The sequence below is a fragment of the Chryseobacterium defluvii genome, from assembly GCF_014204415.1.
Classification (GTDB): domain Bacteria; phylum Bacteroidota; class Bacteroidia; order Flavobacteriales; family Weeksellaceae; genus Chryseobacterium; species Chryseobacterium defluvii_A.
Genome location: NZ_JACHLE010000001.1, coordinates 920,897 through 939,419 on the forward strand (window position 1 = coordinate 920,897; position 18,523 = coordinate 939,419).

Here is an 18,523-nt window from a genome sequence, read left to right on the forward strand (position 1 = left end):
TTTACATGACATAAAAAAAGTGTAACCAAAGTTACACCTTTCTTGAAAAATATATTTAGCTTTTCATTGAATTACTCACAAAGGATAATTCCTTTATTATGATTAAATTCCACAACACCGCTTTTGATCTGGTAAGAAAAAACAGAGTCTTTCTCATTCTCTTTAGTAAAGCGCTTTGCATAGATTTCATTAACAGAATTCACATACAGCTTTACTTTACCTCCGATCAAAGAAGAAACAATACCTGCGTGGTTTTTCATGATGTGGAATTCACCATTTTTTCCCGGCAACAGTACAGAGTTTACTTCTCCTTCAAAAACTACGTATTCTGGTGTTAAAATTTTTATATTCATTTTAATTTAGATTAAAAGATTCCAGATTCCAGATTCCAGACATCCAAGTCTCATGTCTAAAGTCTGATATCTTGTGTCTAATTTCTTAAGCGTTATCAGCCAACATTTTTTGTCCGGCTTCAATAGCTTCTTCAATAGTTCCTTTCAGGTTGAAGGCAGCTTCCGGCAAGTGGTCTAATTCACCATTGATGATCATGTTGAATCCTTTGATCGTATCTTTAATGTCCACCAATGCACCAGGAATACCTGTAAACTGCTCTGCCACGTGGAATGGCTGAGAAAGGAATCTCTGAACTTTTCTTGCACGGTAAACAACAAGTTTATCTTCTTCGGAAAGTTCTTCCATCCCTAAGATCGCAATGATATCCTGTAACGCTTTATATCTCTGAAGAATTTCTTTTACTCTTTGAGCACAGTTATAATGCTCTTCCCCGATAATTTCAGGAGCTAAGATCCTTGAAGTAGAATCCAACGGGTCTACCGCAGGATAGATACCTAATGAAGCAATTTTTCTGGAAAGTACCGTAGTGGCATCCAAGTGGGCAAACGTAGTTGCAGGAGCCGGGTCAGTTAAGTCATCCGCAGGTACATATACTGCCTGTACTGAAGTAATGGAACCGTTTTTAGTGGAAGTAATTCTTTCCTGCATCGCACCCATTTCGGAAGCAAGTGTCGGCTGGTAACCTACTGCAGATGGCATACGCCCAAGAAGTGCAGATACCTCAGAACCTGCCTGTGTAAAACGGAAGATATTATCTACGAAGAAAAGTACGTCTCTACCTTGCCCGCTTTCTCCTCCATCTCTATAGTATTCAGCTAATGTAAGACCGGAAAGGGCTACTCTCGCTCTCGCACCCGGTGGCTCGTTCATCTGTCCGAAAACGAATGCTGCTTTAGAGTCTTTCATCACTTCCAGATCTACTTTGGAAAGATCCCAACCTCCGTTTTCCATAGAGTGCATGAAATCGTCACCATATTTGATAATTCCTGATTCAAGCATCTCTCTTAAAAGGTCATTTCCTTCTCTAGTTCTTTCACCTACTCCGGCGAATACGGAAAGACCTCCGTGCCCTTTTGCAATATTGTTGATCAATTCCTGGATCAATACGGTTTTACCTACACCGGCACCACCGAACAAACCAATCTTACCACCTTTTGCATAAGGCTCGATAAGGTCGATTACTTTAATCCCTGTATATAAAACTTCAGCAGAAGTTGAAAGCTGGTCAAACTTCGGAGCTTCTCTGTGGATTGGAAGTCCTCCTTCTTTGGAAATATTTTGAAGTCCGTCAATAGCATCCCCAACAACGTTGAATAGTCTTCCGTTCACTTCCTCACCGATCGGCATGGTAATAGGGTTTCCGTACCCGATTACATCCTGACCTCTCTGAAGACCGTCAGTTGCATCCATAGCGATACATCTTACTGTATCTTCACCGATATGTTGTTCTACTTCTAAGACTAATTTTTCACCGTTTCCTTTTGGAATTTCTAACGCGTCATAAATGTTTGGAAGTGCTTCCACTTCTGTAAAGACTACGTCGATTACCGGACCAATAATTTGAGAAATTTTTCCTTTAATTTGGTTTGCCATTGCTAAATTTTTTCTTGGTGCAAATATAATGAAACTTCACAAACCCACAATTGATAAAAAAAAGATTTTTGTCATGCTTTTTATTAATTTACCAATGTACCGATTTAGCAATATAACAATGCTATCAGTTAAAAATATTGGTAAATTGTCATATTGATACATTGTTACATTATCTCTATATTTGCAGTCAAATTTTTCCGTTTTGAAAGTTTTCAAGAATTTTAACGATTATTCCTCTCAAAAACCATTGGCCCTGTCCCTTGGAATGTTTGACGGAGTACATCTGGGGCATAAATGTATTATTGATGAATTGATAAAGATAGGCACAGAAAATAATCTAGAGACTGCCATTCTTACTTTCTGGCCACATCCGAGATTTGTTTTTAATCCCAATGAAGACCTGAAACTTCTGAATACCCTGGATGAAAAAACCTTACTGATGGAAAAATACGGCATCAGTAACTTATTTCTGAAAGAATTTGATGAAGAGTTCAGAAATCTTACCGGTGAAGAGTTTGTACGTCAGGTCCTTATTGATAAACTGAATGTGAAATACCTGATCATAGGATACGATCATTCTTTCGGAAAAAACAAAAGCGGAAATTTTGAACTTCTTCAAAGACTGTCAAAAGAACTGGATTTTGAGGTAGAACAAATGGAAGCCATCAATATTCATGAAAATAATATAAGCTCTACGAAGATCAGGAATGCTCTTTTAGCAGGAAATATTAAGGAGGCCAACGAAATGCTGGGCTACTCCTACTCTGTTTCCGGAAAAGTGATGCACGGAAAAAAAATAGGAAGAACCATCGGGTACCCTACGGCCAATATCGGAACAGATCCTGTTAAGCTTTTACCCAAAAAAGGGGCTTATGTTGTGGAAGTTTATGTAAAAAATCAGCAATATAAAGGGATGATGAGCATCGGGACCAATCCGACCGTCAATGGAGAATCTCTTACTGTTGAAGTCTATATCCTAAATTTCAATGATGATATTTACGATGAGAAAATTACCGTCAAGTTCAGGGATTTCCTTCATGAAGAGATCAAATTTGAAAGCCTTGAAAAACTGATCGAAAGGCTGGATGAAGATAAAAGACTTACTGAGGAATTCAATTTTTAGAAATAAAAAATGCTTACAGGTTTGTAAGCATTTTTCTTTGTTATTTATATCCTAAAATCTGATTTTCAGAATTGATGGCTTCTTCAACAAATTTTTTGAATTCGGGATACTGTTCTTTTTTGATGTTATCCCAAGGGGTATCTGCCTTTCTTGTTACCTTCAGCCTGTTATTCTGCTGAAGCTCATAGCTGATCGAATATTTTAAATTATTGTAAGATAACGACTTATTCTCAGGGATCTCAATGAATTTCATTCCTTCGGGAATATTCAGGTATACTTCTTCAAAATATTCATTTTGCTTTTCATATTTTGTGTACTGGATATCCGTATTCCTGTTTTCCGTGGCAATGATCTCTTTCGTGAAGGGTTTGGTCACAAATGGGATTTTCATAATTTTCAGGCTTCCCACGGACTGCGGCTTATCATTGATATTAAACTGGAGCTCATAAGCCAGAGGTTTTGCCGTCAGATCTTTTCCTTCAAGCAGTTTCACAGATTTTACATTGATCACTTTATCCAGCACGGAGCCATACTGCTCCTCCATTTCTTTCTTCCGGTACTCATCTGTCTGCTCTTCCTGGAAGAAATCATTAAAATAGCTTTTGGTCTCCCCCATCACATATTGCCTGGTCAGGAAATTATGGTTGTCACCATTCACATTTACTTCACTGATCGTTTTGTAAACCGTTTTGGTATTATTATCCATGGAAATATCAATCAGGCCTGCATTTCCGTTTGTTTTGTCCGTATTGATCACAAGGCCTTTCGCTTTATAATTAAGCTTAACTGCAGAATTAAAAGGCAGATATTTGTCTGTCATTTCCAGAAACGTATCCTTTCCGTTCAGGTTTACCTTTACGATGCAGTGATTAAAGCTTAAATTAGGCAATAAAAGCTGCTGTGGTGAATTATTATTGGTCTGAACCAAAACCAGATTCGATTTCAGCCCTGCCTGGTTCCCTAAAATGACAAACAGTGTCGAAAGGTCCTTACAGTCTCCCAGTTTGGTTACCAGTGTTTTGGACGGTTTTTGCGGGATATAACCGCTCTGACGGAAATCTACATAGCTATAGGTTACATTTTTTTCAATATAGTTATAGATTTTCTCCGCTTTTTCGGTGTCGCCCATTCCTGAAACACCATTAGGGAATATGTCTTTGAAAGCTTTATCCACTACTTTATCCGATACAAGGCTTTTTCTCGTTAAATCGGCGTACCAGTTTGAGATATCCTGCCATGTTTTGATAGAGTTGGCCGTAACAGAGATGGTGGCATCGTAATAGCTGGGGCCATAATATTCATCAAGGTTTAGTTCTGCGAGGTCATTCAATTTCCAGGTCTGGAAAAGCTTGTTCCCTACTTTCTTCTTTGCGGAAGGAAATTCCCTGTTATTATTTTTCACCTGATAGTTCAGGCTTTCAGGGGTTATTATGGTAAATATGGACTCTATAACTGGATATTCTGAATTGAAGTAGGAACTGAGGTTAAAGTCCTTATAAAACCTGCCACTGCTTCTTTCCAGATTTTCTTTTTGGATAAGCACTACATCTCCAATGGCCAGATTGGTAAATACAATCTGATTGTCGGATTTTTCCCCGGGAACTATGCTTCCGTTAGGTTTTATGATCTCCGATTTAAGGACATGGTCATAATAGTTGATGTAATATTCCTTCATTTCCTCGATCCCTTTATCGGAAGTGATCTCATAAGCATAGGTGCTTCTTTTCTTGATACCTCCTTCAGGATATACATTGGCAATATATTCATCCAAAAGGACGGTGACTCCTTTTTTACCTTTCAAACCTTTGTTTCTTCTTTCCGCAACAAGTTTGTGAAGATCTTTTATGGCAATCTGATCGATCTCGTCCTCTGTCTGGTCCAGATCTTTTACAAGCTTATGCATCGCTTCATTTTCCGCATTGTGGGAAAGGGACTGCTTGGCCAGTTTTACGGCCTCACTTTTATTGTTTTGCAAGGCCAGCATCTCGGCTTTTAAGGCCATTAAAGAATAAGAGTATGGAAAGTTGGCCAGAGCTTCGTCAAGCTGTTCTTTGATTTCCGGGTTTTTCGGGTCTTCCTGAAGAAGGGAGATGTATTTTGCTCTCAGCATATTGACGGATGGATACAAACCTATGTATTTTTTAAGGAGTTTTTTCTGATCCTCTACTCTGTTGGCGTTTTCATAATAGTCAAACAAAGAGGACATGATATCCAGGTTGTTTTTACTTGTAAGAAAGTCTTCCAGCTTTTTAATAATTCCGCTTTGGTCGTTTTTCTCCGCATCTTCAAGATAACTTAATAAAACAAAGAACTTATCATTGTTTGCAAAAGTAGTCTTTACACTACTTATATGTGTTTTCATTTTTTCCAGATCATGATTCCTGGCGGATATTACAATATCAAAAAGCTCGGCCATAGATGCAGCTTTTGTTTTGCTAAGGATGTTCTTATATTTTTCAAGCTCCTGAATGCTCATATTTTTTACGAGATCATCATCTGCCATTTTCATCACCGGAACCACATAATATTCGGGATCATTCACTTCTATATTCTTAAGAACCTCCGATACTTTTTCTTTATCCTCAACATTTGTATAATAACGGGATAATAAGGTTTGAACCAACGAAGATTTAGGATATTTATGAACAAATACATCTATTTTTTCTTTTGCTTTCTCATACTGCTGGTTATTGAGGTACCCCAATGTCAGAAGGTAATCATATACGAAATCACCCGGATGCTGTGCTATTTTTTCTTTTAGGCCTTTTTCGAATTTTAATTCCAGTTCTTTGGGTTGCAGCTGTGCGAGGGTACTTTTCTGGTAATCCTTGTAAGTATCAAAATATTTCAGGTCTGTAATTCTCTGATAATTGGTATCGTAAGGAACAACCATGAAGCCCGCCAGTTTTGCAGCCTGGGAATCATTTTTCAGAAGCAGCCTGTTCATTCCCTTTGGCAGTACTACTTCCACAAGGTGAGATCCTGTAGAAGTATACCCGTCTTTGGTACTTGAAAGAATTTCGACATCATTTAAAAACACTTTAATTTCATGATTGGCATCTACTTCGAGCCATATTTTTCTTTCCGTTGGATTTTCTATAAAGGTCTGTGCATAGATGATTCCTCTTCCGTATTCCAGCTCATTAAGGAAAAAGCTAAAGCCATCATTTTCCTTATACTTTCTGTTGTACCATCCTACATTTCCAAAGCTGTTGGCATTGAACAGTTTATCGTTCTTAGCATAGGTTTCGGGTTCATACTCATTATCCAGCCCGCTGCCGTTCAGGTTTTCAAATACGCCGGCATACTGCCACTTATCTATTTTACCAAGCCTTGAGATAGCATCTGCGGAGCCTGTAAAATTATTTCTTATGTTATCAAAATGGGCTTTAAGCTCAATGACCGCATTCAGGTTGTTAAACGTTTTACTGGCATATAAAGCATCTATTTTCTTGTAGGTATAATCATCAACTCCTTCTTCATCAATATCCCCGATCATGAATTTCTCACGGACCGCAGGATAAAGGTAAGCTTCATCATTGGTAACGCTGACAAAGTTTTTTACAAAAGTTTCATCAAAAATAATCTCACCCATTTCCTGATCTATAACAGCATCCAAGAACAGCGATTCAAAGTTCTTTAATTTTTGGTCTTTTAATGTTTTATCATAAAAGTTTCTCGCTTCCGTCCTTTTGTTATTTAATAAAAGTTCCCATGCAGCAGCATGTTCTTTTGTCTGCGCCCATGCTCCTACAGATAAAAAATAGATTGCGGAAATCAATATTTTCTTCATATTTAATTGTGTTTTTATGAATTAATAATTTCGTTTTGAATTTTCTTCGTTAATGATTTAAACACCAGATCATAGGAATGATCGATCAGCTGTAAGACAAGCTCTCTTTTCAGGCCGTCTACCAATACTGAGTTCCAGTGCGTTTTATTCATATGAAAAGCTCCCGTGATCTGGGGATATCTTTCCCTGAGCTCGGCACTCCATTCCGGATCTGTTTTTACATTGATGGACAATGGTTGCTTTTCTAAGGGTAACAATAAAAACATCTTGGTACCCACCTTCATCACAAGGGTTTCATTGTCAAAAGGAAATGTTTCGGTAACGCCTTTTTTGGCAAGACAATAATCCAGAATATCATTGGTGTCCATGCTTGTTAATTAGTTTTGAAATTGAATGACCAATATTATTAAATTTTTGTAAATTTAAAAGAGAAATTATCGAATTATTTAATCCAAAACCTAAGTTTATTATGAAAGCCTTGGTAATCGGCGCAACAGGTGCCACAGGAAAAGATCTGGTCAATCAGTTACTCAACGATAAAGATTTTGAGGAAGTGGATGTTTTTGTAAGAAAACCTCTGGATATTCAGAATGAAAAACTGAAAACCCATGTCATCAATTTTGAGAATCCGGAAAACTGGAAGGATCTTGTGAAAGGCGATGTTGCCTTTTCCTGTCTGGGAACCACACTAAAAAGTGCGGGAAGCAAGGAAGCACAACGAAAAGTAGATTTCGACTATCAGTATGAGTTTGCCAAAGCAGCCAAAGAAAATAATGTGGATGATTATATCCTTGTCTCTGCTTATGGAGCCAATCCGAAATCCAAAATTTTTTATTCCCGGATGAAGGGTGAGCTGGAAGAAGCCGTAAAGGAGCTGCATTTCAATAAGATCACCATTTTCAAACCTGGCATGCTGGAAAGAAAAGATTCTGAACGAACAGGGGAAGTTCTGGGCAGCAGGATCATAAAATTTGCCAATACACTGGGACTTTTGGAAAGCCAGAAACCTCTTCCTACGGATGTTCTGGCTAAGGCCATGATCAATTCCTCTAAAATAAAAAGCTACGGCTATTCTAGTATCAAGCTGGGAAATATTTTCTGTTTTGCGGAAAAGTGTAATGAGTAAATATTAGATACATCTTTTTGTTGTATCAATGATTTGTTTCATCCAGGAGTATTCTTCCAGATTTTTAAGTTTTATAAGCAGCTCATGAGGTATCTTTTTTAAACCGATTAATGTTCCGGCAATTTGCCCGGCTATAGAAGCGTTGGTATCCGTATCACCACCTGAGTTTATTATTTCCTGAAACATTTTTTCTATTCCCAGATCAATAATTCGAGTAGAACAATAAATAGCAAAAGGAACAGAATTTACAACATATCCATTGTTTCCCAGCTTTGCTATATCTGCAATAGCTGTTGTTGAATGATATCTGCTAATATCAATTAATCTGTCCCTTACACTGGTATCAGGAATTTCGGGAATAATGATATCAAAAAGATTATTATTACCATCCCATTTGCCGTTTAAAACTGCTTTTATTGACAAATATACCGCCAAAGCGCCGGCAAAAGCTTCATCATTTCTATGGGTAATTTTACATGCATCAAAGATATTTTCTCTGGTTATTCCCGGAAAAAAAGCAAATGGAGCTATTCTCATAGCGGGACCGTTACCTGCCGCAAATTCCCCTGCCCTCCCTGTCTGGGTCCAGTGAAAACCGGCATCATTATCTAAAATAGCTTTAAGCGTAGCTGCTCCAACTCCAATTAGTTTATGATTTCTATAATACTCGCTGAATTTTTTCAGAAGCTTTTGAGGGTCAAAACTTTCTGCAGATAAAATTTCACAAGTTGCGAGTGTTAGCTGAGTATCATCTGTGATCTGCCATTTTCGTAATTTGGTTTTCTTTTTACCCCAGTAGTATATTTGTGAATCATCAGTTGATACTTCATTTTCATAACTGCTTCCCCAAGCATCTCCAATAGCCCCGCCAATTATACAAGCTTCAAATTTATCATCATTCTTCATCCATAGAAAGCTATATTAAAAATGCTTAAAAAGATTCTCTATTTACAGGCATAGAATTTTCAACCCTGCAACATTTATTTCAAATACTTAGTAATAGCCTCATCCGTTGGGTTTGTAGTGCTTACAAAAGAGTCTATAAGCTTTCCGTTTTCATCGATCAAAAATTTCGTAAAATTCCAAAGGACAGTCGAGTTTTTTACTCCGTTTAGTTCTTTTTCTGTCAGATATTTAAAGATTGGAGCCGTATCATCCCCTTTTACGGAAACTTTTGCTGCCATAGGGAATGTCACGCCATAATTCTTTTGACAGAATGCACCGATCTCCGAATTAGTTCCCGGTTCCTGCCCTCCGAAATTATTAGCAGGAAAACCGACGATCACCAGTTTATCTTTGTGGTCTTCATACAGTTTTTCAAGATCCGCATATTGTGGCGTAAATCCACATTCGGAGGCTGTATTGACAATGAGGATCTTTTTTCCTTTAAAATCGGCAAAATTAATTTCCTTACCATCAAGGCTTTCTACCTTGAAATCATATATTGTTTTTCCCATAAGTTCGTTGGTTTTAGCTTTGGATATTTCACTTTTCTGATTGGTGCAATTCTGCAGGAAGGCTACAAAAGAAAGCAGTACTAAGAAGATCTTTTTCATTCGTATAATTTTAGTTGGCAGTGTTGCCGTATTCATTTAAAACTTGAAAATATTGGCAGGAAATGCTTTATTGATGTCTATTTTATTGATCAGCATTACATAGTCTCCGTCTTTTTTAAGGCTGATGGATTCTATTCTGAAAGGCATTGCCAAATTTCCCACTTTTTTATAATCGGAATAATTCAGTGTTTCGTCTTTTTTTATTTCCCTTAAAAGCATGTAAGTTTTTGTATCAAAGTAGTAGATATTCTTATTCACATTTTTTGTAAGCTCCACCTTGTGGCAGTAAATACTTCCTATTTTTTCTTTTCCTAAGTATTTTGCTTCGAAACCTTTATTCTCCCAGTCTATAAAATCGTTATCAAAATTTTCCGGCACATATTCCTTGTATTCCTGGAGTTTATTAGCAGCATAGTTCATGGCATATCCTTTATTACCATCATATCCTTCAATGGCAGTTTCTTTGTTATTGATGGTAATTACTGTTTTGGTAAGATTGGGGCGCTGCTGATAAATTTTAATGGCATATTCATCTTTGATACCCAGAATTACCTTTCCCTGAAGCAGTACTGAATTCAAAAGCTTCCAATTCGTTAATCCCCCGGATAATTCAATGTTTTTATCTATAATCTCCTTTGCTGTCTGGGCAAAAGTAAATTGTGAAAATATCAGGACGAAAACAAAAAATAATTTCTTCATTAATTCAATTTATAATTCAAATATAAGGCTTTTGTGGGAAGGCGAAAAGGTGAATTTGCAAAATCGTAAAGTGGTGAAATCGCAAAACTGCTAAATTGCTAAATTGTTAAATTGTTTATGGAATTAAAGCTTTTTTGCAACTTTACGATTTTACGGTTTTGCGGTTCAACAGTTTTACCTTTATTTAAATTAGCTTTCTCGCTTTTTCCAGATCTTCAGGGGTATCTATTCCTACTCCAATGAAATTGGTCTCTATCATTCTGATCTTCATTCCATATTCCAGATAGCGGATGCATTCGATCTTTTCGGATATTTCCAGCGGTTTCATTTCCAGTTTTGAGAACTGTAATAAGGCGTGCTTTCTGAAAGCATATACCCCGATATGCTTAAAATAGCTTACATTATAAGAAGCTTCCCTATGATAAGGAATAACAGAACGGCTGAAATACAATGCAAAACCATTATTATCTGTAATAACCTTTACATTATTAGGATTTTCAATCTCTTCTTTTTCCATAAGCTCTATTTTTAAAGAAGCCAGAGAGATCTCCTGATGATGGTCTTCTTTAAAGACTTCTATGAGTTGCTTCAACGGTTCGGTCTTAAGGAAAGGCTCATCCCCCTGAACATTGATCACAATGTCACATTCTATATTCTGAACCGCTTCCGCAATACGGTCACTTCCCGTTTCATGCTGTCCTGTCATTACGGCTTTTCCGCCATTTTTAACGATCTCATCAAAGATAATTTCAGAGTCCGTGGCCACAAAAACTTCATCGAACAGATCTGTTTCCACAACATTCTGATAAGTAGTGGTAATGACGGTTTTTTCTCCTAATACCTGCATCAGCTTTCCCGGAAACCGGCTTGCTTCGTAACGGGCGGGGATCACAGCTATAATCTTCATTTTAATTATGAGTTATAAGTTATTAATTATGAGTTATGCTTTTTATGGTGTATTTAACCTATATAATTTGCCAGAAAAATAACTCCGTATATCCATGAAACATACAGAAACGAATAAAAAAGACCGAATCCTATGCTTTTTAACAAATTTCCTTTACACTGTCTTGAATTTTTAAACACCAAACGTAAGGCACGGAAGAATATCCAATAGAGCATTGCCGCCAGAAATAAAACCGCAACCCAAAATATAAATCCTAAAAAATACAAGGCAAAAGCAATAATAATGGCAGCCAGAAACCAAAGTATAATGGCTACTATAACTCCAAGACATCCTTCATCACCACCTCCTACATCCGGAAGGTCAAAATCTCCTCCCTCAAACGATGGCATCTTGTCCGGATATGCTTTCTTTATTCTTTCCTTATGGAAAATACTTCCCACATTATCTTTTAATTTCAGTCCATAATACAATCCAAAACTGATAAACAGGAAAAATGCACCCGCTATAATTGAGGTTGACAAAATTGAATTCTGAAATAAAGAACGGTGAGAATCTTTTCCGGAAAGCCAGACACTTACAATAACCAGGACAATGATCACTAATGTTGAGTAACATACAATTTTGGTTTCGAGAAAAGATTTCCTAGGGAAGTTCATATCAAAAGTTATAAGTTATTTATTATGAGTTTTACTTTTTGTTGTAATTATTATACTTCGGATTATTTTCAAAATTTCCAATGCTGGATTTTTTAATCTCTCAAATTCTTCTTTAGAAATATAATCTGTTGCAAATAAAAGCTCAAGCCAATAAATTGTTTCATCACATTCTTTTTGAGAAATAGAGAGTTTATGAATAAAATCCATTCTACTTTTGAGCATTTAAAGCTTCTCTAACATTTGCTCCCGAACGTAATAATTGTTTGGATAAAGTAAATTCTCTTTTTTCAGCAGTGAATTTTTTATGAAAATTCACAATATCTACTGCAAACTCGAAACTCTTTTTCCCACAACGCTTTCACTCATAACTCATAATAAATAACTTATAACTCTACTCATTTTAACTTATTTAATGCATTCTCCAGTTTCGGCATCATCACTTCAATTTCATGGATGTCTAATCCTCCTACCGAAGCCCGGAACCAGGGATCAGACTTCTCTTCCCCGAAGGCTGAAAACGGAACCAATGCCACACCCGCTTCATTGATCAGGTAAAATACCAGATCGGAAGAATTCCCGATCACCGTTCCGTCCGGTTTTGTTTTTCCGATATAATCCAGTTTGATGGTAAGGTAAAGAGCTCCCATCGGCTGAATGCTTTCTACGGCCAGTCCTTTTCCTTTCAAATCCTGAATTCCATTATGAAGGACTTTTAAACTGGCTTCAAGCTTTGCTTTAAAATCGTCTACGAAAGTAGTCACATTTTCAGAATCTTCGTAGAACTTTGCTGTAGCTTCCTGCTCTGGTTTTGGTGCCCAAGCTCCCACATGGGTAAGAAGGGCTTTCATTTTATCAATGATATGAGCCGGACCAAATCCCCATCCTACGCGCACTCCTGTTGCTGCAAGGCATTTAGAGATCCCATCAATGTAGATGGTATATTCTTTCATTTCCGGGAACAAAGAAACAGGATCGAAATGCTGTGCCCCGAAAGTAAGGTTAGAATAGATCTGGTCATACATCAGGTACAACGGCTTCTCGTTCTCTCCTCTTTTCTTGTTTTCTGCCAGGATCAGCTCGCAAATTTCAGAAAGCTGTTCTTTGGTAAACATGGTCCCTGTAGGGTTTAATGGTGAACAAAGTGCCAACAAAACAGCACCGCTCAAATGTGGTTTCAGATCATCTGCTGTTGGAAGGAAATTATTTTCAGGGGTTGTTTTTACCTCCACTTCTTTAGCGGACGTAAGATAAGCATAATGGTCGTTATTCCATGATGGAATAGGATATACGACTTTGTCCCCTTCATCCACGATTGTTTTGTATACCGCATAGATCAAGGGCCTTGATCCTGCCGTGATCAGGATATCATTCGGGTCATAATCAAGGTTCCATCTGTTTTTTAAATCCCTGGAAACTTCTTTTCTTAAAGATAAAAGTCCATTGGCAGGCGGATAATTGGTGAGATTATTCTGATAGGCTTTCTGAATCTCTTCCTTCAGCTTTGTCGGTATCGGGTAGATATTGGAATTCAGATCGCCAATAGTAAGATTGGCTATTTCTGCTCCTTTTGCCTTTAACTCATTTACTTCATTACCAATTTTTACAATTTCAGAACCGATCAGGTTCGCCGCTAATTTTGAAACTTTCACTTTATTTTTATTATTACGTTATTTATTATTGTTATAAGTTATTAATTATGAGTTATGAGTTTTTGCTTTTTGTAGTAATTATTATGCTTCTTATCATTTTTAAAATTTCCAATGCCGGATTTTTTAAACTATTAAACTCATCTTGTGAAATATAATCTGTGGCGAATAAAAGTTCGAGCCAATAGATCGTTTCATCACTTTCTTTCTGAGAAATAGAGAGTTTATGGATAAAATCCATTCTGCTTTGAGCATTCAATGCTTCTCTAACATTAGCTCCAACAGATGTTCCTGAACGTAAAATTTGCTTAGACAATATGAACTCTTTCTTTTCCAAACTAAACTTCTTGTAAAAATTTACAATACTTATGGCAAATTCAAAGCTCTTCTTCGCAATAATACTTTCACTCATAATTCATCACTCAAAACTTATAACTTATCTTATACTAATTGCAGATCTCTTTTCACTTCTTCTATTTTTTCTTCCAGCGTTATCAGTTTTTCTTTGAAATCCGCTTCTGAAGTGATGGAATCTTTTACTGAGATATAAAATTTAATTTTAGGTTCTGTTCCTGAAGGTCTTACACAAACTTTAGTCCCGTCTTGTGTGTAATAGATCAACACGTTGGATTTTGGGATGTCGTTCATTACCTTTTTTTCATTCTGGGAAACAACAAAGTTAGTCTGCTCCTTGAAATCTTTTACTTCTTCTACTAATGATCCTGCCAATTGTTTAGGCGGGTTTTCACGGAAGTTCTTCATCATATTCTGGATTTCTTCGGCGCCGTCTCTTCCTTTTCTCACCAGATTTACCAGCCCTTCATAGTACATGCCTGTTTCCTGATAGATCTCGATCATGTACTGGTACATGGTTTTACCATTGGCTTTACACCATGCGGCTATTTCGCATGCCAGAACAATACTTCCACAAGAGTCTTTGTCCCGAACGAAATCTCCGGTCATAAACCCAAAGCTTTCTTCACCACCGCAGACAAATTTTTCTCTTCCCTCCGCTTCACGGATCATCTTACCGATCCATTTGAACCCTGTAAGCCCCACTTTACAATCTACTCCAAATTTCTGGGCTATATCAAAGAAAATATCTGAAGTTACGATCGTAGAGCCTATGAACTCTTTTCCAGTGATCCTTTCCTGCTTTCTCCATTCATTCAAAATATAATAGGTAAGGATGGTATTGGTCTGGTTACCGTTCAGCAACTGCATTTCCCCGTCAAGGTTTCTTACGGCAATTCCTAATCGGTCACCATCCGGGTCTGTTCCGATAACGATATCAGCATTCGTAATTCTTGCCAAATCCATTGCCATTTCCAAAGCAGCAGGTTCTTCAGGGTTTGGAGAATCCACCGTCGGGAAATTCCCGCTTGGGATCATTTGTTCCCTTACTAAATCTATTTTTTTGAAGCCTGCCTTTTCCAATGCTTTCGGAACGGTAGTATAGGTTGTTCCGTGGATCGAAGTGAAAACAATATTCAAATTTTCTTTTCCTACATTCTGATATGTAGAATGTTCGATACAGGCATCAATATAAACATCATCCTGCTCTTCGCCTATCCACTCGATCAGGTCATCATTTCCATCGAATTTAATTTCTTCAAATTTTACGGAATATACTTCATTGATAATGGCTTCATCATGTGGAGGAACAATTTGTGCCCCGTCATTCCAGTACACTTTATAACCATTATATTCAGGCGGATTGTGAGACGCCGTCAATACGATTCCGCCGTTACAGTTTTTATCACGAACCGTAAAAGACAATTCGGGAGTGGGTCTGTGATCTTTAAAAAGCAGGACTTTAATCCCGTTGGCCGTTAAAACGTCAGCAACCAGTTTTCCGAATTCCTTAGAGTTATTACGCACGTCATATGCAATAGCCACCTTGATCTCTTCATTGGGAAACTGCTTCAGCATATAGTTCGCAAGTCCCTGTGTAGCCTGTCCTAACGTATATTTATTTAAACGATTGGTCCCAACACCCATAATGCCCCGCATCCCTCCTGTTCCAAACTCCAGCTCTCTGTAAAAAGAGTCTTCCAGGTCCGGAGAATTACTGTCGATCAAAAGCTGAACAGCTTCTCTTGTTTCCTGATCGAATGTATCACTTAACCAAAGTTTTGCTTTTTCTAATGTTGTCATATTTGTATTTTGTCCGTTTTTTAGTTTGCTATATTTAATTTTTGTCATTTTAAGGAATGAAAAATCTCTTACTATTATTTAATTAGATTCTTTACTGCACTTCGTTCCGTTCTGAATGACAAAAGAGAATATTAATTCAGTTTTTTATTCTCAACCTTCGTCGTCTTATCAATTTTAAATGCACGGATCGGGTCGTTATAATACAAAAATTTTGCAGTATTCTGAACATGCCCTTTCAGGGAATCCTTGACATTGACTTCTGCATAATTCCCGTTTTTTGAATCAATATCCAGATTTCCTATTTTCCAATAAGGCGCAATTAAACTCGCCGTATCAGAAATCTTTATCACGGCATCTTTGGTTCTTCCCAGAAAATTAGCCCTGCTTCTGTTCAGCATTTCCACTTCTGCTCTTCTCGTATTCACTGAACCCATAAATGTAGCATTATTTTTCAAATTCAGCCTAAAATTATCGGTTTTTATTTCACTGGAAATATTCATTTCTGCGGAATCTGAAATACTTATTTTTTCCGGGCTGTATCTGGAATAAATGGTAATATTATAAAAATCAACACCTTTTGTTTCCCTAAGCTCGGTAATGAACAAACCTTCGTCTTTTACTTCAATATGAAGGTTATCATAAATATTGGGATACGTTTCCACATTGACCATACTTTTATTTCCCCGAACAAGAAACGTTCTGAATTTTCCTTTCAGAAAGATATTTTTAAAATTTTCCACAGGAATTTCCTTGCTTTCAATGGTTCCTTTCGGAGCTATCTTTCCACAGGAAACAACAAGGATAAGTATGAATAAAAGGCTGATATATTTTTTCATGCTGTTTTAAAAGATTTCATTGAAATTGGAGAATGACTAAGTATAGTTAATTAGTTTTTATATTGAGTATGAAAACACTTTCAAATTAAACTAAAAGAGTGGTTAAGTCTTAACTTGTATAAACTTCAAGAAACAGTAAAAGAGGTTTCAATCTTTATTTATTATTATTTTTAGATCACTTCATCAATATTATAATTCTTATGCTCTCTATGGGTCCTGATGATCATTTCCCCTAAAAACCCAGCTACAAAAAGTAAAGTTCCCAGGATCATCATAGTCAGGGCAATAAAAAACCAGGGATTATTTGTAATAAGATGTCCGTAAATTCCTCTGGAAACATCAATCAGCTTTGAAATTCCCAGCCAAAGTGCAGAAAGGAAACCGACAATAAACATCAGGGTTCCCACAGCACCAAAGAAATGCATCGGTCTCCCTCCAAACCGGCTTACAAACCAAAGGGTAATCAGATCCAGAAACCCACGGACAAATCGTTCTGTTCCGAATTTTGAAGTTCCGTAGGGTCTTGCCTGATGCTGCACTTCTTTTTCCGTAATTCTTCTGAATCCTGCATTAGCAGCCAATACGGGAATATAGCGATGCATATCTCCATATACGTCTATAGATTTCACCACCTGCTTCTTATAAGCTTTCAGCCCGCAGTTGAAATCATGAAGATGGACCCCGGATACTTTTCTCGCAGCCGCATTGAAGAGCTTAGACGGAATATTTTTGGTCATTACATTATCAAAGCGTTTCTTTTTCCAGCCGGAAACAATATCATAATTATCCTCGATCACCATGTTATACAATTCCGGGATCTCTTCCGGAAAGTCCTGAAGATCGGCATCCATAGTAATCACCACCTCTCCGTTAACTCTTTCAAAAGCCGCATGCAAAGCCTGTGATTTTCCGTAGTTTCTGGAAAATTTAATAGCATGGATCTGAGGGTGCTGTATTTTAAGGTTCTCAATGATACTCCATGACAAATCCGTACTCCCGTCATCTACAAACCAGATCTCATAAGACAGATTATTGGTTTTACAAACGTTATCAATCCTTGAAAAAAGCTCTTCCAAGGAGGCCTTTTCATTAAGTAACGGAATAACTATAGATAAATTCATTTAAAATATTGTAAATTATTGCTGACTGGTTCTTGTTCTGAAAAATGCTCCGAAAAACAGTGACAAAACTACATAAAATATAAGAATTGCTGCAAAATATCCGGAAAAATGACTTACCGTAAGCATATCTTTTCCTTTAACTGCTTCGGGAGTGAAACTCTGAAGCCTTTCTTTATATTTCTGGTCTAATTCATCAATATCTTTCTGATGTTTCAAGATCTTTCTGGCCGAAGTATATTCCTTATTCAGCTCTGTTTTTTGTCTTTGTACATATTGATAATTCAGTAGCCTTTTGGCATCCGTATCTACGAAGTTCAAAAATGCATAGATGCTGAAAATGGAAAGAATACCACCCATAAACATGGGTAGAAATGCTCTTTTAAAAGCTGCCCTGAAAGTGACAACCCTGTTGCTGTTCCAATAGGATTTTACTGACCAGAACGCTGCACCGGCATAGAGAACAGGCAAGAGGAACGCATTGATCTTGAGCGATGTATCAAAATAATTGATTCCTGAATAGAAGTAATACACTATGAAAAAAATGATCATAGTGGCTATAAAAAGTATAATTCCTAGTGTTGATGGACTTTTCGTCATAATTTTATCATTTAATAATGTAACAGTTTATCAATATAGCTGTGCAACAATTATTTATATGCTAATATATTTTATATAATTATTTGACCCTACTAAACTGTTTTATTATTGTTACATTATTACATTGCTATATTGTTATATTTTTTTAAAAATTTATTTCTCTAAATTTCAATCTTTTATCTGTGGTCATGTGTTTTCCAGACTATTTTTTCTTTAATTCTGTTTTCTCATTCATAATAATTTGCTATCTTTGCACCGGCAAGTCCTACACAACCAGCTCCTGAGAATCCTCCAGGGTGGGAACGCAGCAAAGGTAATTGGTCGTAGCGGTGTGATGTAGATAGCTTGCCATTTTTTAT

17 protein-coding genes, 1 other RNA gene and 1 pseudogene are annotated in these 18,523 nt (G+C 37.0%); 3 read left to right on the forward strand and 16 right to left on the reverse strand.

The features are described 5' to 3' along the window. Positions 1–71 precede the first annotated feature (71 nt). Positions 72–353 carry a FoF1 ATP synthase subunit delta/epsilon gene (locus HNP38_RS04130; protein WP_184184869.1) on the reverse strand — a complete coding sequence of 94 codons (282 nt, stop codon included), beginning with the start codon at positions 351–353 and terminating at the stop codon, positions 72–74. 85 nt (positions 354–438) lie between these two features. After that, positions 439–1,947 carry a F0F1 ATP synthase subunit beta gene (atpD, locus tag HNP38_RS04135; RefSeq protein ID WP_184184872.1) on the reverse strand — a complete coding sequence of 503 codons (1,509 nt, stop codon included), beginning with the start codon at positions 1,945–1,947 and terminating at the stop codon, positions 439–441. 202 nt (positions 1,948–2,149) lie between these two features. On the opposite strand from atpD, the gene HNP38_RS04140 reads away from it, so the two are divergent. Then, positions 2,150–3,070: a bifunctional riboflavin kinase/FAD synthetase gene (locus tag HNP38_RS04140; RefSeq protein ID WP_184184875.1), complete on the forward strand. Its 921-nt coding sequence runs from the start codon at positions 2,150–2,152 to the stop codon at positions 3,068–3,070. A gap of 40 nt (positions 3,071–3,110) precedes the next feature. Here the strand turns inward: HNP38_RS04140 and HNP38_RS04145 are convergent, their stop codons facing one another. Next, the gene (locus HNP38_RS04145) at positions 3,111–6,863 is read right to left on the reverse strand and encodes a transglutaminase domain-containing protein (protein ID WP_184184878.1); all 3,753 of its coding nucleotides are present in this window, start codon (positions 6,861–6,863) and stop codon (positions 3,111–3,113) included. 14 nt (positions 6,864–6,877) lie between these two features. After that, positions 6,878–7,231 carry an MmcQ/YjbR family DNA-binding protein gene (locus HNP38_RS04150; protein ID WP_184184881.1) on the reverse strand — a complete coding sequence of 118 codons (354 nt, stop codon included), beginning with the start codon at positions 7,229–7,231 and terminating at the stop codon, positions 6,878–6,880. Between the two features lie 101 nt (positions 7,232–7,332). Between HNP38_RS04150 and HNP38_RS04155 the strand changes: the two genes are divergently transcribed. Further along, positions 7,333–7,989, forward strand: coding sequence for an NAD(P)H-binding protein (locus HNP38_RS04155; RefSeq protein ID WP_184184884.1), 657 nt, complete (start codon positions 7,333–7,335; stop codon positions 7,987–7,989). A gap of 3 nt (positions 7,990–7,992) precedes the next feature. Here HNP38_RS04155 and HNP38_RS04160 read toward each other — a convergent pair whose 3' ends face one another. The 12 genes and pseudogenes from HNP38_RS04160 to HNP38_RS04215 all read right to left on the reverse strand — a co-directional run bounded on the left by HNP38_RS04160 (position 7,993) and on the right by HNP38_RS04215 (position 18,164). Beyond that, positions 7,993–8,895 carry an ADP-ribosylglycohydrolase family protein gene (locus HNP38_RS04160; protein ID WP_184184887.1) on the reverse strand — a complete coding sequence of 301 codons (903 nt, stop codon included), beginning with the start codon at positions 8,893–8,895 and terminating at the stop codon, positions 7,993–7,995. Between the two features lie 74 nt (positions 8,896–8,969). Beyond that, positions 8,970–9,545, reverse strand: a complete 576-nt coding sequence (locus HNP38_RS04165; RefSeq protein ID WP_184184890.1) for a glutathione peroxidase — start codon at positions 9,543–9,545, stop codon at positions 8,970–8,972. A gap of 36 nt (positions 9,546–9,581) precedes the next feature. Next, positions 9,582–10,244, reverse strand: coding sequence for a histidine kinase (locus HNP38_RS04170; RefSeq protein ID WP_184184893.1), 663 nt, complete (start codon positions 10,242–10,244; stop codon positions 9,582–9,584). A gap of 184 nt (positions 10,245–10,428) precedes the next feature. Next, a complete protein-coding gene (gene kdsB / locus HNP38_RS04175; protein WP_184184896.1) occupies positions 10,429–11,151 on the reverse strand; it encodes a 3-deoxy-manno-octulosonate cytidylyltransferase in 723 nt (240 codons plus the stop codon). 53 nt (positions 11,152–11,204) lie between these two features. Continuing rightward, complete coding sequence (locus tag HNP38_RS04180; protein WP_184184899.1) at positions 11,205–11,807, reverse strand: hypothetical protein; 603 nt, start codon at positions 11,805–11,807, stop codon at positions 11,205–11,207. 15 nt (positions 11,808–11,822) lie between these two features. Further along, positions 11,823–12,173, reverse strand: a pseudogene (locus HNP38_RS18170) (four helix bundle protein). A gap of 29 nt (positions 12,174–12,202) precedes the next feature. Further along, entirely contained in the window at positions 12,203–13,456 is a 1,254-nt protein-coding gene (locus HNP38_RS04190) for a pyridoxal phosphate-dependent aminotransferase (RefSeq protein WP_184184902.1), read from the reverse strand. A 52-nt stretch (positions 13,457–13,508) separates the two neighbouring features. Beyond that, positions 13,509–13,865: a four helix bundle protein gene (locus tag HNP38_RS04195; protein WP_184184905.1), complete on the reverse strand. Its 357-nt coding sequence runs from the start codon at positions 13,863–13,865 to the stop codon at positions 13,509–13,511. A gap of 29 nt (positions 13,866–13,894) precedes the next feature. Beyond that, positions 13,895–15,610 (reverse strand): phospho-sugar mutase, encoded by a 1,716-nt coding sequence (locus tag HNP38_RS04200; RefSeq protein ID WP_184184908.1) that lies wholly within the window; start codon positions 15,608–15,610, stop codon positions 13,895–13,897. A 131-nt stretch (positions 15,611–15,741) separates the two neighbouring features. Beyond that, positions 15,742–16,446, reverse strand: coding sequence for a GIN domain-containing protein (locus HNP38_RS04205; RefSeq protein ID WP_184184911.1), 705 nt, complete (start codon positions 16,444–16,446; stop codon positions 15,742–15,744). Positions 16,447–16,616: 170 nt separating this feature from the next. Next, positions 16,617–17,567 (reverse strand): glycosyltransferase family 2 protein, encoded by a 951-nt coding sequence (locus HNP38_RS04210; RefSeq protein WP_184184914.1) that lies wholly within the window; start codon positions 17,565–17,567, stop codon positions 16,617–16,619. A 15-nt stretch (positions 17,568–17,582) separates the two neighbouring features. Further along, positions 17,583–18,164, reverse strand: a complete 582-nt coding sequence (locus HNP38_RS04215; RefSeq protein ID WP_184184917.1) for a DUF4199 domain-containing protein — start codon at positions 18,162–18,164, stop codon at positions 17,583–17,585. 256 nt (positions 18,165–18,420) lie between these two features. On the opposite strand from HNP38_RS04215, the gene ffs reads away from it, so the two are divergent. Further along, positions 18,421–18,518, forward strand: an RNA gene (ffs, locus tag HNP38_RS04220) — signal recognition particle sRNA small type. Positions 18,519–18,523: the final 5 nt, after the last annotated feature.

Bases quoted from the DNA above. Each gene is read 5' to 3' on its own strand.
- HNP38_RS04165 (WP_184184890.1), bottom strand. From the start codon at position 9,545: ATGAAAAAGATCTTCTTAGTACTGCTTTCTTTTGTAGCCTTCCTGCAG.
- HNP38_RS04210 (WP_184184914.1), bottom strand. From the start codon at position 17,567: ATGAATTTATCTATAGTTATTCCGTTACTTAATGAAAAGGCCTCCTTG.
- HNP38_RS04170 (WP_184184893.1), bottom strand. From the start codon at position 10,244: ATGAAGAAATTATTTTTTGTTTTCGTCCTGATATTTTCACAATTTACT.
- HNP38_RS04180 (WP_184184899.1), bottom strand. From the start codon at position 11,807: ATGAACTTCCCTAGGAAATCTTTTCTCGAAACCAAAATTGTATGTTAC.
- HNP38_RS04160 (WP_184184887.1), bottom strand. From the start codon at position 8,895: ATGAAGAATGATGATAAATTTGAAGCTTGTATAATTGGCGGGGCTATT.
- HNP38_RS04195 (WP_184184905.1), bottom strand. From the start codon at position 13,865: ATGAGTGAAAGTATTATTGCGAAGAAGAGCTTTGAATTTGCCATAAGT.
- HNP38_RS04150 (WP_184184881.1), bottom strand. From the start codon at position 7,231: ATGGACACCAATGATATTCTGGATTATTGTCTTGCCAAAAAAGGCGTT.
- atpD (WP_184184872.1), bottom strand. From the start codon at position 1,947: ATGGCAAACCAAATTAAAGGAAAAATTTCTCAAATTATTGGTCCGGTA.
- kdsB (WP_184184896.1), bottom strand. From the start codon at position 11,151: ATGAAGATTATAGCTGTGATCCCCGCCCGTTACGAAGCAAGCCGGTTT.
- HNP38_RS04200 (WP_184184908.1), bottom strand. From the start codon at position 15,610: ATGACAACATTAGAAAAAGCAAAACTTTGGTTAAGTGATACATTCGAT.
- HNP38_RS04130 (WP_184184869.1), bottom strand. From the start codon at position 353: ATGAATATAAAAATTTTAACACCAGAATACGTAGTTTTTGAAGGAGAA.
- HNP38_RS04145 (WP_184184878.1), bottom strand. From the start codon at position 6,863: ATGAAGAAAATATTGATTTCCGCAATCTATTTTTTATCTGTAGGAGCA.
- HNP38_RS04155 (WP_184184884.1), top strand. From the start codon at position 7,333: ATGAAAGCCTTGGTAATCGGCGCAACAGGTGCCACAGGAAAAGATCTG.
- HNP38_RS04215 (WP_184184917.1), bottom strand. From the start codon at position 18,164: ATGACGAAAAGTCCATCAACACTAGGAATTATACTTTTTATAGCCACT.
- HNP38_RS04205 (WP_184184911.1), bottom strand. From the start codon at position 16,446: ATGAAAAAATATATCAGCCTTTTATTCATACTTATCCTTGTTGTTTCC.